13 protein-coding genes and 1 pseudogene are annotated in these 12,414 nt (G+C 64.2%); 6 read left to right on the plus strand and 8 right to left on the minus strand.

Annotated elements, in window-relative coordinates; genetic code table 11:
• Positions 1–24 precede the first annotated feature (24 nt).
• The 4 genes from AUL34_RS20780 to AUL34_RS22065 all read right to left on the minus strand — a co-directional run bounded on the left by AUL34_RS20780 (position 25) and on the right by AUL34_RS22065 (position 2,994).
• Entirely contained in the window at positions 25–759 is a 735-nt protein-coding gene (locus AUL34_RS20780; RefSeq protein ID WP_061938363.1) for an amino acid ABC transporter ATP-binding protein, read from the minus strand.
• Entirely contained in the window at positions 740–1,354 is a 615-nt protein-coding gene (locus AUL34_RS20785; RefSeq protein WP_061938415.1) for an amino acid ABC transporter permease, read from the minus strand. Before AUL34_RS20785 ends, AUL34_RS20780 begins: the two co-directional genes overlap by 20 nt.
• Before the next feature lie 38 nt (positions 1,355–1,392).
• Entirely contained in the window at positions 1,393–2,112 is a 720-nt protein-coding gene (locus AUL34_RS20790; protein WP_061938366.1) for an amino acid ABC transporter permease, read from the minus strand.
• A 72-nt stretch (positions 2,113–2,184) separates the two neighbouring features.
• A complete protein-coding gene (locus tag AUL34_RS22065) occupies positions 2,185–2,994 on the minus strand; it encodes a transporter substrate-binding domain-containing protein (protein WP_061938369.1) in 810 nt (269 codons plus the stop codon).
• A gap of 205 nt (positions 2,995–3,199) precedes the next feature.
• On the opposite strand from AUL34_RS22065, the gene AUL34_RS20800 reads away from it, so the two are divergent.
• The gene (locus AUL34_RS20800; protein ID WP_156421045.1) at positions 3,200–3,934 is read left to right on the plus strand and encodes a FadR/GntR family transcriptional regulator; all 735 of its coding nucleotides are present in this window, start codon (positions 3,200–3,202) and stop codon (positions 3,932–3,934) included.
• 284 nt (positions 3,935–4,218) lie between these two features.
• On the opposite strand, the gene AUL34_RS20805 is transcribed toward AUL34_RS20800, so the two are convergent.
• Positions 4,219–6,090 (minus strand): TRAP transporter large permease subunit, encoded by a 1,872-nt coding sequence (locus AUL34_RS20805; RefSeq protein ID WP_061938418.1) that lies wholly within the window; start codon positions 6,088–6,090, stop codon positions 4,219–4,221.
• An 88-nt stretch (positions 6,091–6,178) separates the two neighbouring features.
• The gene (locus AUL34_RS20810) at positions 6,179–7,231 is read right to left on the minus strand and encodes a LacI family DNA-binding transcriptional regulator (RefSeq protein WP_061938375.1); all 1,053 of its coding nucleotides are present in this window, start codon (positions 7,229–7,231) and stop codon (positions 6,179–6,181) included.
• Between the two features lie 104 nt (positions 7,232–7,335).
• Between AUL34_RS20810 and AUL34_RS20815 the strand changes: the two genes are divergently transcribed.
• The 5 genes from AUL34_RS20815 (at position 7,336) to AUL34_RS23145 (ending at position 12,024) form a co-directional block, all read left to right on the plus strand.
• A complete protein-coding gene (locus AUL34_RS20815) occupies positions 7,336–8,352 on the plus strand; it encodes a TRAP transporter substrate-binding protein (RefSeq protein ID WP_061938378.1) in 1,017 nt (338 codons plus the stop codon).
• Between the two features lie 87 nt (positions 8,353–8,439).
• Positions 8,440–8,979 (plus strand): VOC family protein, encoded by a 540-nt coding sequence (locus AUL34_RS20820; protein WP_061938380.1) that lies wholly within the window; start codon positions 8,440–8,442, stop codon positions 8,977–8,979.
• Positions 8,980–8,984: 5 nt separating this feature from the next.
• Positions 8,985–10,250: a ribulose-bisphosphate carboxylase large subunit family protein gene (locus AUL34_RS20825; RefSeq protein WP_061938383.1), complete on the plus strand. Its 1,266-nt coding sequence runs from the start codon at positions 8,985–8,987 to the stop codon at positions 10,248–10,250.
• Positions 10,250–11,515 (plus strand): four-carbon acid sugar kinase family protein, encoded by a 1,266-nt coding sequence (locus AUL34_RS20830; RefSeq protein WP_061938386.1) that lies wholly within the window; start codon positions 10,250–10,252, stop codon positions 11,513–11,515. Before AUL34_RS20825 ends, AUL34_RS20830 begins: the two co-directional genes overlap by 1 nt.
• Before the next feature lie 68 nt (positions 11,516–11,583).
• A complete protein-coding gene (locus AUL34_RS23145) occupies positions 11,584–12,024 on the plus strand; it encodes a DUF4424 family protein (RefSeq protein WP_370539072.1) in 441 nt (146 codons plus the stop codon).
• Here the strand turns inward: AUL34_RS23145 and AUL34_RS22690 are convergent.
• A complete protein-coding gene (locus tag AUL34_RS22690; protein WP_192845806.1) occupies positions 11,960–12,112 on the minus strand; it encodes a hypothetical protein in 153 nt (50 codons plus the stop codon). The genes AUL34_RS23145 and AUL34_RS22690 overlap by 65 nt on opposite strands.
• Positions 12,113–12,242: 130 nt before the next feature.
• A pseudogene (locus tag AUL34_RS20835) lies at positions 12,243–12,414 on the minus strand (integrase core domain-containing protein); the annotation flags it as partial.

The following is a 12,414-nucleotide window of genomic DNA, read 5'->3' on the forward strand; positions in this document are numbered from 1 at the left end:
TCCGGTCACCGGCGCGGCCGGCGGCTATTTCAGGCTCGGCGCGACGAAGGCTGCGAGTTCGGGCGTACGGGGGTTAGTGAAGAGTTCTTCTGACGGTCCCTCTTCCCAGACGGTGCCCTGATTCATGAAGACGGTTTTGGTGGCGACCTTCCGGGCAAAACCCATCTCGTGCGTGACGAGGACCATGGTCATGCCTGCGGCGGCGAGTTCGGCGATGGCGACGAGAACTTCGCCTGTCAGTTCCGGATCGAGGGCGGACGTCACCTCGTCGAAGAGCATGACCTTCGGTTCCATAGCGAGAGAGCGGGCTATGGCGACGCGCTGCTGCTGGCCACCGGACAACTCGTCGGGATAGGCGCCCGCCTTATCCGCAAGGCCTACTCGAGAAAGAACCTTGCCGACGATCGAATCGCGCTCCGCCTTCGGGATCTTCTTCACGACGCGTGGGGCGAGCGTGATGTTGTCGGCGACGTTGAGATGCGGGAAGAGGTTGTAGCTCTGAAACACCATGCCGACCTCCTTGCGCAGGTCGCGAAGCTTCGATGCATTGGCGCCTTCGATGGCGTGTCCAGCAACCTCGATACGGCCCTGCTGAAAGGCCTCGAGCCCGTTGATGCAACGGAGCATCGTGCTCTTGCCGGACCCCGAGCGTCCGATCACAGCGACCACATCGCCCTCGTTCACGGTCATGTCGATTCCCTTGAGCACGGGAATGGCGCCGTAGGACTTCCACAGTCCCTCAATCCGGAGTGCCGGCAACGCTTCTCTCCTTGAGTTTCTCGCTCCACCACGACAGCGGGAAGCAGACGACGAAGTACATCGCAGCGACCGAGAGGAAGACGTGGAAGGGCTGGAACGTCATGTTGTTGAGGAGTTGGCCCGCCCGCGTGAGTTCGACGAAGCCGATCAGGGCAGTCACCGAGGTGTTCTTTACGATCTGGACCATGAGGCCGACCGTCGGCCCGAGCGCGATCCGAGCCGCCTGCGGCAGGATCACGTAGCGCAAGCGTTGGAGGCGGCCGAGAGCCAGCGAATCGGCGGCCTCCCACTGCGTGCGGGGGACGGCCTGGATGCATCCGCGCCAGATGTCGGCGAGATAGGCTGTCGCGTAGATCGCGAGCGAGATCGTGGCGGCCGCGAATGGCGGGAAGTACCATCCGAGAAAGCTCAGGCCGTAGAAAGCCAGGAAGACGATGATGAGGAGCGGCGTCGCCTGGACGATCTGGATGAAGGCGGCGATGGTCGTTCGCAGCCAGGACGGGCCGAGGGCGCGTCCTAGAGCTAGTATCAGTCCGAAGAACCCGCCAAGAGCGAAGGTGATCAGCGATAGACCGACCGTCCACATGAGGCCCATGCCGAGGAAGGAAAAGCTGGACCAGCCGAAGTCCTGGATCACAGCGGCGCTCCCTCGACGGGGGTGAGGGTCGTGGCGGCCGTTTGCGATGGGCCTTTCCGGCGGCGGAAGAGCCACAGGCCGACGATGCCGTAGAGGGCGCGGAAGGCGAAGGTAATCGAGATGTAGATCGCAGCCAGGACGAGGAAGGTCTCCAAGCTGCGGAAGGTCTGTGACTCGATTCGGGCGCCGGCCAGCGTCAGTTCGCTCGCCGAGATCGCCGATACGATAGAGGTCCCCAGAAGGGTCAGCGTCAGCTGCCCGGTCAGCGCAGGATAGACGATCCGGATGGCGGGAACGACGATAACGTATCTGAGGACCTGCAGCCTAGACATGCCAAGCGCAAGGCCGGCCTCGACCTGCGTTCTCGGGATTGCAAGGATCCCCGCCCTGAAGATCTCGGTGGAATAGGCTCCGAGGTTGACGGATACGGCGAGCAGCGCCGCCTGCTCCGCGCTGAGGCGCAGACCGAGATAAGGAAGCCCGAAGAAGATCAGGAAGAGCTGGACGAGAAGCGGGGTGTTTCGGAACGCCTCGACGTAGACGGCCACGATGCGGCCTGCCCAACGGGGTCCGTCGGTGCGCAGTAGCGCGGCTACCAGACCGATCGTGAGACCAATGGCGATCGCCTGAGCCGAAAGAACGATAGTGTCGATCGCGCCCTGAACCAGGAGGTCCGACCGGGCAAAAACAGGACCGAAGTTCATCGCGTAGTCCATGGACGGCCTCCTCTGCCGGGAGGAACACGAGGCTCCTCCCGCGGCACGGTCACGGGTTTCGGGCGAAGGACGTCAGAAGGTGGGAAGCTTGCCGCCGGGGATCGGGACGCCGACCCACTTCTCGTGGAGCTGGCCGAGGCGGCCGGTCACTTCGGAATAGTAGATGAAGTTGTTCAACCACTGGTGCAACTCCTGCGCGTCCTTGCGCACGGCCATGGACCAGTAGAGCGTGAAGATCGGAACGTCGTTCTTGACCTCAAGGTTTGACAGGTTCCGCTTGGCGATGATGTCATTCGCCACGGTTGCGACGGCGGCCGTGGCGTCGACTTGCCCGGACACAAGCGCCTGCATGGCGAGCGCGTCGTCGTCGAACCGCACGACCTCCAGACCCTCGACCCCGTATCCGCTGACCGCAACGTCCTGCGTGCTCCCGCGGGGCACGGACACGCGTTTCCCGGCCAGACCCTCCAGGCTCGTCAGCGGGAGATCCTTGGCCGCCACGAAGCGCATCTCGTAGGCGCCGTAGGGATTGGTCATGAGGAATGTCTTCGCCCGTTCGGGCGTCGCCGTCATATGTGCGATCAGCATATCGACGCGGCCGGATTCGAGTGCGGCAGCTCGCGAGGCGTTGTTCACCGGAACGACGTCCACCTCGACGCCAAGATTTTTAGCGACGTCCTTGGCGAGATCGACCAGGAACCCGTCGGTTTTTCCTGACGCATCCGTGGTGTCGTATGGCGGGATTCCGGTCAGGACTCCGATGGAGATCCTACCCTTCCCTGTGATGTCCGCAATCGACTGAGCCGATGCCGCAGTGGATACGGCGATGGCCGCGGCGATGCCTGCGACGGCCGCAAGCTGGCCGAAGAACTTCAGGGTCATCAGATGTTCTCCCAAACGAGACGGACAAGGCGACCTCCATCGCCTGGGTGCCGTCATCCGCGACGAACCTCCCGCCGCTCGCTGACTACCCTTGACATATGACTTATGACATAAGTACCTGTCAACAGGCTTATGGCGTTGTGTTTCGAGGGATCGACGGTACGCATTCCTCGTTGCGGCGGGGACACCCGGCAAAGGGGCAAGCATGGACCGGCAGGAAAAATCAGTGCCCAAGGCCCGCGGCAAGCTCGCGGAACAGATCGTTGCGGCCTTCGAGGAGCGCATCCTTGCGGGCAATATGGCGGTCGGCGAGAGGATGCCTTCGGAAGCCGAGATCGCTCGGGAGTTCTCGGTCTCGTCACGGCCCGTCCGGGAGGCAATGCAGATCCTCGCGACGAAAGGTCTGATCCGTCTCCGCCACGGTGAGAAGGCGACCGTAGCTAGGGACGACGTCGACGAATACCTCGGCACTTTGGCGACGAGCATCCGGCGGTCTCTCAGCCGGGATCCAGCCTACCTCACCGAACTCATGGTCGTCCGAAGGATGATCGAGAGCGATGTCATCGATCTTCTAGTCGTCCGGACTGATGCCGACTACCGCCCTGTCGAGGCCGCATTGGAAGAGATGCGAGCGGCAGGGGAATGCAAGGATTTCCTGCGCTTTGCCGATGCCGACGCAGCGTTTCACCGCGCCCTTGTGAACGCTGGCGGAAATGGAATCCTGTCGGTGTTCTACGACAATGTTTTCGGCCTCGTCACCGAAGTTATCCGCCTGACTTCGAGCGTGCCGACAAAGTCGTACGAGGATGCCTACGCCGAGCATGCTGCGATCTACGACGCAATTCGTTCAGGCGATTCGGAAAAGGCCAAGCGGGCTATGAGAGCGCATATCGACAACAGCTCGGAGTACCTGCAGGTCGCCATACGATCAAAGAAGTAGGCTGGCCCGTCCCTCTAGCGCGTCTTTGTATTATAGAGAGCTCTCAATAAAAAGTACGCTGCTGCGACTCAAAAATATAGTAATTCTTGTATTTGCGCAGTCGGTTTCGCCATATAAAAACTCGTTCAATTGATGCACAAAGCGCTGATCCACCTAAATTTGCAGCGGCTATACACGGGGATGGACGTGTTTACTTCGCCTGGAGCGGCTCAGGCAGGCTCCGGTTCGTATCGGCAGCTTTACGCTACGGCCTGCTCAGAAGCCGGCCAGCTGCTATCGGCCCCTCAAAGATATCCAATCGAGAACGCAGGCACCACGGCGATCAGGACCAGGCCGACGAAAAGCGCCGCAATGTAGGGCCAGATCGCTCCCATCGCCTCGTCCGGGGAAACGCTTCCGATCTTGCAGGCGATGTAGAAACCGATGCCGATGGGCGGTGCCATGAGGCCGATGTTCATGGCGGTCACCACCACCATTGAGTAGTGGATGTCGTGGATGCCGAGGTTCTTGGCGATCGGAAACATGATGGGCGCCATCAGGACGAGCGCGGGCAGTCCCTCCAGCACGCAGCCGAGCAGCATGAAGACCCCGATCGTCACCAGCATGTAGGTCAGCCAGCCGCCAGGCAGGTCGGTGACGAGCGCGGCCATGTGGAAGGCGAAGCCCGTCTGCGTCAGGGTCCAGGCCATGGCCGAGGCGGTGCCGAGGATCAGCAGGATCGCGCCCGACAAGGCCGCGGTCTCGACCAGCATGGCGTACATCTTCCGGGGTCGGATGCCGCCGTAGAGCACAGCCCCGATCACCAGCGCGTAGAGGACGGCGATGGTGGAGACCTCCGTAGCCGTCGCGACGCCGCTGCCGACCGCCGATCGGATGAGGAAGGGCAGGACGAGGGCCGGGGCGGCGATCAGCGCGGTCTTGCCGATCGCCTTCAGCGGTGCGCGGCGGATGCCCTCCATGGCTTCGTGACGTGCCTTCCAGCGCGCAAGGACGGCGAGCACGACGAGAAGCACCATCGCGATCACGAAGCCGGAGGTGAAGAGGCCTGCGATAGAGACGCCCGCGACCGATCCGAGCACGATCAGGACGATGGAGGGTGGCACCGTGTCGGCCATAGCTGCGCCGGTGGCCAGAAGCGCGATCATCTCCTTGGGCTTGTGCCCACGGCGCTTCATCTCGGGGAAGAGGGCAGGGGCGACGGTCGCCATGTCCGAGACCTTGGAGCCCGAAATTCCCGACACAAGGAAAAGCGATCCGAGAAGGACGTAGCTCATGCCGGCCTTCACGTGGCCGAGCATCGAGGCAAGGAACTCCACGATCGCCTTGCCCATCCCGGTGGCGTCGAGGATGCAACCGAGGAGGACGAAGATCGGCACTGAGATCAGGATCAGCGCCGACATGCCCTCGTCCATTCGGCCGATCATCACCATGGTCGGGATCGATGTCGTGAAAGTAAGGAAGGCCAGCGCCCCGAGGCCGAAGCAGAACGCGATGGGCACGCCGATCGCCAGGAAGAAGCCGACGAAGCCGACGAGGAAGACGAGGATGTTGCCGTAGCCGAGCGACGGGAGGCCGGGCGACAGGAACCAGAGGCCGGCCACCGCAAGGCCGATCGCAGCCACGCAGCCGGCGAACTGGGCCAGCGTGCCCGACCGGAACGCGTCCCGCAGTACGAGGAGGAGCATCAGCCCGATGCCGACGGGCAGGCCGGCGACCCGCCAGCTCATGGGAATGTTGAGCGCGGCGGAGGTGAGGTAGGATTCCTCCACGACGTACTCGACGGCTGGCACCAGCAACGCGACCAGAAAGGTCGCGACGAGCAGCAAGCCGAGCGTCGAAGCCAGCCCACGCAGTCGCTCGGGCAGCATGTTGAGGAAGATGGTCAGACGTAGGTGCTCGGCCCGGTCGATCGCGATGGCGGCTCCCAGCATCGCCAGCCAAAGGAAGGCGATCGAGGCCGCCTCGTCGATCCAGACGACGGGGATGGAGAAGACGTAGCGCGACACGACGCCCATCAGCAGAAGCCCGATGATCCCGACGAGCAGCAAGGCTGCGACCGCTTCGACGGGCCTCATCAGCGGGGAGCCGGAGCGCACCTCGAGCAACTCCTCGGCCAGGGCCTCGTAGGTCGTATCGTTCGTCTGCGCCAGCGACATCGCGGCCTCCTCCCCATTCATTGGCGCGGCGTGTCGGCCGCGCGGCTTGCCGTCAGTGCCGGGGCGGTCCTCCGACGCCCCGGCACCCTCAAGGCAGGTTCTCGCGGAACACAACCTCGATGCGCATGGTCGCTGTGGCAGCCTCGACCGGGCGACCTGCTCGCACATCGGCGAAGATCGCCACGCAACGGCGCACCGTGTCCTCAGCGCTTTGGGTGATCACCGCGTCCATCGTCCCGTCGACGAGGTATTCGCGCGTGTCGGGCGTCAGCCCGTGGCCGACGAAGACGATCTCGCGCTCGCGCCGCGCGTCTTTCAGCGCGCGCCCGACTCCGGACGCGCCGCCGCCGATGTTGTAGATGCCGGCAAGGTCCGGGTGTTGCGACAAGAGCATGCGCATCTGTCGATGGTTCAACGCCTCGTCGTCGTGCCCCTCGCGCAAGCCGACCACCTCGATGCCCGGATGCTCCTCCTGCAGGAGGTCGAGGAAGCCCATTTCGCGCTCCCCGTGAGCGCGGTAGCCGAGGCTGCCGGCGATCATCGCGACCTTGGCGGGGCGCCGGGTGATGAAGCGGGCGAGGAGATAGGCGGCCATCCGCCCGGCCGCACGGTTGTCGAGGCCGAGATAGGCGGTCCGGCCGGGGCTCGCGACGTCGGAGATCAGGGTGATCACGGGCACGCCAGCCGCGCCGATGCGCGTCACCGCCTCGCGCACGACAGGATGCTCGATGCCCATGAAAGCGATCCCTGCGGCGGTCTTGGCGTGTTTCTGGAGCGCCTTGGCTAGAAGCTCGGGGTTGAAGGAGCGGATGTGTTCGACGGTCGCGCGAAGCGACTGGCGCTCGAAGTGGGGCGCCATCTCGGTGATCTGACGTCCGAGCTGCGTCAGGTAGCGGTTCGTCCCTTCCGGCAGCAGGAAGACGATCTGTCCTTTGGGCACCACCTCCCGGGCGCGCTCGTCGCTCTCGTCGACATAGCCGAGCTCGGCCGCCGCCTGCATGACGCGGCGGGTCGTGAGTGCCTTGACGCCGGCGCGACCATTCAGCACTCGGTCCACCGTCGCGGTGGAGACGTTGGCGAACCGGGCCACGTCGGTGATGGTGGCGCGACGCCGTGCGGACTCCTCTTCGATCACGCTCATCTGATTACATCATTTCGCATCAAAATCATGATTTGACCCAATCATTCTTATGATCGATTTTGCATGGAGGGAAGCCCAAATCGAACCTGGGGAGGAAAACCGACATGACGCTCACCCGACGCACGCTTCTGCGGGGCTTGGCCACCGTTCCCGCCGCCGCCACGCTGTTTTCCATTCCGCGCTATGCGCATGCCGCCGAGATCACGCTGCGCTACGGCAACAACCTTCCGTTGAGCCACCCGCTCAACATCCGCGCCAAGGAAGCCGCCGAGCGCATCGCCAAAGAGAGCGACGGCCGCGTCGAGATGCAGATCTTCCCGGCGAACCAGCTCGGCGGCGACACGGACATGCTGTCCCAGGTCCGCAACGGAGCGCTCACCTTCTTCACGCCCTCCGCGCTGGTGATCGCGACCTTGGTCCCGGTGGCCGCGATCAACGCGGTCGGCTTCGCCTTCTCCGACTACGACCAGGTATGGGCCGCGATGGACGGCCCGGTCGGCGCCCATGTGCGCAAGGCGATCGAGGGCTCCCGCCTCCATGCGCTGGAGACCATGTGGGACAACGGGTTCCGCCAGATGACCACGAGCGGCGAGCCCATCACGTCCGCCGCCTCGCTCGCCGGCCTCAAGATCCGGGTGCCGGTCTCGCCGATCAGTATCTCGATGTTCTCGGGGCTGGGCGCCGCGCCTGCCAGCCTCCAGTTCTCCGAGGTCTACACCGCGCTTCAGACCAAGGTCGTGGACGCGCAGGAGAATCCGCTGCCGATCATCCAGGTCGCCAAGCTCTACGAAGTGCAGCAGTCCTGCGCGCGCACCAACCACATCTGGGACGGCTACTGGTTCATCGCCAACGGTCGGCAGTGGTCGGGCATGCCCGACGACGTGAAGGAGATCGTCTCGCGCGCCATCAACGAGGCGGGTCTCCAGCAACGCGCCGACATCAAGGCACTGAACGCCTCCGTCGAGGCTGACCTGTCAGCCAAGGGCCTCGCCTTCAACGAAGCGGACACCGAGAGCTTCCGCGCCAAGCTGCGCGAAGCCGGCTTCTACGCCGAGTGGAAGGGGAAGTTCGGCGAGGAGGCCTGGGGCCACCTCGAAAGCGCCGTCGGCACGCTCGCCTGATCCGGCGAGGGTGGCCCATGCGGTCCGCCCGCTGCCCATTTCCGGCAGGCCGCGACGGCTTGCACCTCCTTTTCAGAAGGACGATCCATGAGCCGATTTTTCGGTGAAATCAGACAGGCCGGCTATGTCGTCGACGACATCGAGGCCGCGATGGACCACTGGTCGCGGGTCCTTGGCGTCGGGCCGTTCTTCTACAAGGAGCGTGTGCCCATCGAGAACTATCAGTATCGCGGGACGAGCCACACACCGCACAACTCGGTAGCCCTGGCCAATTCCGGCCCTTTGCAGATCGAGCTCATCCAGACCCGTAACGACGCGCCCTCCATGTATCGCGACTTCAAACAGGCTGGCCATCGCGGTCTCCAGCATGTCGCCTACTGGACGCAGGAATACGACGCCGATCTCGCGCGCCTGATCGCGGAAGGGTTCGAGCCCGTCATGAGCGGCGAGGTCGGCGAGCGCGGCCGCTTCGTCTACTTCGACACCGAGTTCCATCCGGGCACCGTGATCGAACTGTCCGAGGTGGCGGGCCCGAAGGGGCGCATGTTCGACATGATCCGCACGGCATCGGAGAGCTGGGACGGGCGGGATCCGGTGCGTCCGTTCCCCGACCTGGCGACGGTCTGAAGGCCATGAGTGCCGAGACCTTCGAGGCGACCTATCTCGTCGAAACGCCCCTGCCGCTGGAGAAGGTTGCGGAGATCATGGCGGGCGAGCAGTCCTGCGGCACCTTCACCCGCGTCGAGGGCGAGACCGACGCTTTGCGCGAGCGCGCCCGGGCGATCGTCGTCTCGGTCGAGGACCTTGGCGAGGCAGCTCGGCCCTCCGTGCCGAGCGCCTGGCTGCGGCGACGTGGCGAGACGCGCGTCTCGCGTCGGGGCCGGGTGGTTATCCGGTTTCCCGTGGCGAATGTCGGCGCGAACCTCTCCACGCTGGCTGCAACCGTCGCCGGGAACCTCTTCGACCTCGGTGAGACGACCGGGCTGCGCCTGGAGGAGGTACGGGTTCCCGCCGCCTACCGCCGTCGTTTTCCCATGCCGCGCCACGGTGTCGTGGGTACGCGGCGGCTGACAGGCGTCGCCAGTGGGGCGATGATCGGCTCGATCATCAAGCCGAATGTCGGTCTGTCCGCTCAGGAAACCGGGGAGCTCGTGGCACGCCTGTGCGCCGCCGGGCTCGATTTCATCAAGGACGACGAAATCTCCGCCGACCCCGACCATGCGCCGCTTGCCGAGCGCATTCCAGCCGTGATGCGAGCGGTGAGGGCGCACGAAGACCGCACGGGCAAGTCCGTGATGGTGGCCTTCAACATCACCGACGAGACCGACGCCATGCGCCGGCATTCCGACCTTATCGCCCGCGAGGGCGGGACCTGCGCCATGATGAGTCTCAACTGGTGCGGCTTCTCGGCGGTGGAAACGCTGCGCCGCCACACCGACCTCGTGCTCCACGGCCATCGCAACGGCTACGGCGCCTTCTCAAGGCACGAGGCGTTGGGCATCGGCTTCCGCGCCTACCAGACACTGTGGCGACTCGCCGGCGTCGACCACATGCATGTCCACGGTCTGTCGGGCAAGTTCGCGCAAGAGGATGAAGAGGTGGTGGACAGCGCTCGCGCCTGCCTGACGCCCTTGGCCGAGAACGACGACCGCGTCCTGCCGGCCTTCTCCTCCGGGCAGTGGGCCGGCACGGTCGAGCCGACCTATGCGGCCGTCGGAACCAGCGACCTCCTGTTCATGTCGGGCGGCGGCATTATGGCCCATCCCGGTGGACCGGCCGAGGGGGTTGCCAGCATCCGGGCAGCTTGGGCTGCGGCGGAGAACGGCGTCGATCTCGGCGAAGCGGCCCGCATCGATCGCGCCTTGGCGCAGGCGCTCGACTTTTTCGGCGCGCGCTGATGGACGCGCCGCGCTATGGCTGGTTCGGCGACGACTTCACGGGTGCGACGGATACGCTGGCGACGATCAGCGAAAGGGGACACCGCGCCTTCCTGTTCCTCGGAGTTCCCGACGCTGCGCGTCTACGCGCGACGGGGCCGCTGGATGCGGTCGGCATCGCCAGCGCCACGCGGTCGATGGGACCGGGCGAACTGCGCGCGGTGTTGGAGCCGGCCGGCCGCTTTTTCCGCGCGCTCGGGGTCCGTTTGGTCCATTACAAATGCTGCTCGACCTTCGACAGTGCGCCGGAGGTCGGGAACCTCGCGATCGCTCTCGAGACGCTCCGCCCCTTCGTCGACCAACCGACCGCCGTGATCTTGGGCGGCCAGCCCTCGCTCGGCCGTTATTGCGCTTTCTCCAACCTCTTCGCTATCGCCGGCGACGATACCCACCGTCTCGATCGGCATCCGACGATGAGCCAACATCCCGCGACACCCATGGGCGAGGCGGATCTGCGACGGCATTTTGCGGCGCTTGGTCTCGAAACGGTCGAGGGGATTCACTCCCCCATTCTGGATGACGTAGCGCGTCTAATAGATCGAGTTGCCTCTTCGGAAGCTGAAGCCGTCCTTTTGGATGCACTGACGCAGGAGCATGTGTCCGTGGCTGGCACAGCCTTGAGACGGACGGCGGAAAGCGGCTCCATTCTGGCAATGGGGGCGAGCGGTGTCGCCGAAGCTTTCTTTGAAGCTCGCCACGCGCCAACGGTTGCGGCAACCAACGATCTGGAGGTTTCGCAGGTGCTGGCCATAGCTGGTTCCCTGTCGCCGACCACTCGTGCGCAAGTCCTTGCGTCGCGACGCTACCACCGGCTCCAGATCGATCCCTCCGCTCTTATCGCCAGCAGCGCCTATCGAGATGACATCCTAGCGGACGCGACAAAAATCCTGGGAATTGGCGACAACCTGCTCCTCCACACAATGTCGCTGGATGGCTCAACACCCGATGCAGCCGACGCTTTGCTCGCTCTGGAAGGGGCTAAACTCGTCGGTGCGATCCTCGACCAGTGTCCGGTCCGTCGCCTGTTCGCTGCCGGCGGCGACACCTCCAGCCATCTCGTTCAGGCGCTCGGCATTTGGGGTCTTGGTTTCGCTGGTCGCGCTGACAAGGGCGTCACGCTTTCCCAAGCGCGCTCCGACCGACCTGATCGCGACGGCATGCTGCTGATACTGAAAGGCGGTCAGATGGGAGGCCCCGACCTAATGGATCGGTTCGTCGGACGGTGAGATACAGAGTGCATGAGCGGGAGCGAAAACCTGCTACGAATCGTGAATTCAACGTTCGATTGCCGAGGGTGGTCTTCGACGGTGGATTTGCACTGCGGTCACGGCCGACGAACCTCGTCTCGTTCTGCGCCGCCGGCGTAAGGAAAACCTCGCCGACGACGTTCGAGGTGCGGCACGAAGCGTTCGTGCCCAAACAAAATCTTGCAGTCCGGTTCTTTGTTCGGGGAAGCTTCACGAACCCGGTTGTCGGGTTGGGTTCGGGATATGCGCGACCCGCACCATCGGACCCGTCAACAAACGCCGGCTATGCTGCGGCCTCCGACGCGCCATGCGGAGCCATCCAGATCCGTCTGGCGGCATGGCTCGCTCGATCCGGACGATCGCGCGCCAAGAGGATGGACAGCCGAGGCAAACGCCGAAGCGGATGTCTCGACGAGTCGGCAGCTAACCCGCCGCCGCCCATGCGGGCAGCGCCTGCCCCTCCACGCAACCCCAGTCCTTCACAGTGAACAGAGCATCGACGTTCACGAACGCCAAACTCTCCGTCACGTCGAGCATCTCAGCTTGATTGGCCTTGGTCCATGCGCCGTTCGCCATGCGCAGGTACAGTGCGACGACTGACTATAGGCGGCGATCGAACACCCATCTAGAGCGTTTTCCGGCCGGGTAGAGTCTTGTTGCCATTCGTGATTGTCTTCGTTGAAAGGCAGGAAGGCTGCAATGGCGAGCGGCCGAAGTTGTAGGCTGCCATGAAGTCGGCGAGATGCGTTCGAAGCTGATCGTGGCTTTCGTAGTGGAAGCGTTTGATGGTCGCGTCCTTGATCGTGCGGTTCATCCGCTCGACCTGACCATTGGTCCAAGGATGGTTCGGCTTGGTAAGGCGGTGCTCGATGCCGTTT

Source organism: Aureimonas sp. AU22 (assembly GCF_001463745.1).
Taxonomy (GTDB): domain Bacteria; phylum Pseudomonadota; class Alphaproteobacteria; order Rhizobiales; family Rhizobiaceae; genus Aureimonas.

Coding starts and splice junctions, on each gene's coding strand:
- AUL34_RS20785 (WP_061938415.1), bottom strand. CDS start 1,354: ATGGGCCTCATGTGGACGGTCGGTCTATCGCTGATCACCTTCGCTCTT.
- AUL34_RS20790 (WP_061938366.1), bottom strand. CDS start 2,112: ATGGACTACGCGATGAACTTCGGTCCTGTTTTTGCCCGGTCGGACCTC.
- AUL34_RS22065 (WP_061938369.1), bottom strand. CDS start 2,994: ATGACCCTGAAGTTCTTCGGCCAGCTTGCGGCCGTCGCAGGCATCGCC.
- AUL34_RS20800 (WP_156421045.1), top strand. CDS start 3,200: ATGGACCGGCAGGAAAAATCAGTGCCCAAGGCCCGCGGCAAGCTCGCG.
- AUL34_RS20805 (WP_061938418.1), bottom strand. CDS start 6,090: ATGTCGCTGGCGCAGACGAACGATACGACCTACGAGGCCCTGGCCGAG.
- AUL34_RS20810 (WP_061938375.1), bottom strand. CDS start 7,231: ATGAGCGTGATCGAAGAGGAGTCCGCACGGCGTCGCGCCACCATCACC.
- AUL34_RS20815 (WP_061938378.1), top strand. CDS start 7,336: ATGACGCTCACCCGACGCACGCTTCTGCGGGGCTTGGCCACCGTTCCC.
- AUL34_RS20820 (WP_061938380.1), top strand. CDS start 8,440: ATGAGCCGATTTTTCGGTGAAATCAGACAGGCCGGCTATGTCGTCGAC.
- AUL34_RS20825 (WP_061938383.1), top strand. CDS start 8,985: ATGAGTGCCGAGACCTTCGAGGCGACCTATCTCGTCGAAACGCCCCTG.
- AUL34_RS20830 (WP_061938386.1), top strand. CDS start 10,250: ATGGACGCGCCGCGCTATGGCTGGTTCGGCGACGACTTCACGGGTGCG.
- AUL34_RS22690 (WP_192845806.1), bottom strand. CDS start 12,112: ATGGCGAACGGCGCATGGACCAAGGCCAATCAAGCTGAGATGCTCGAC.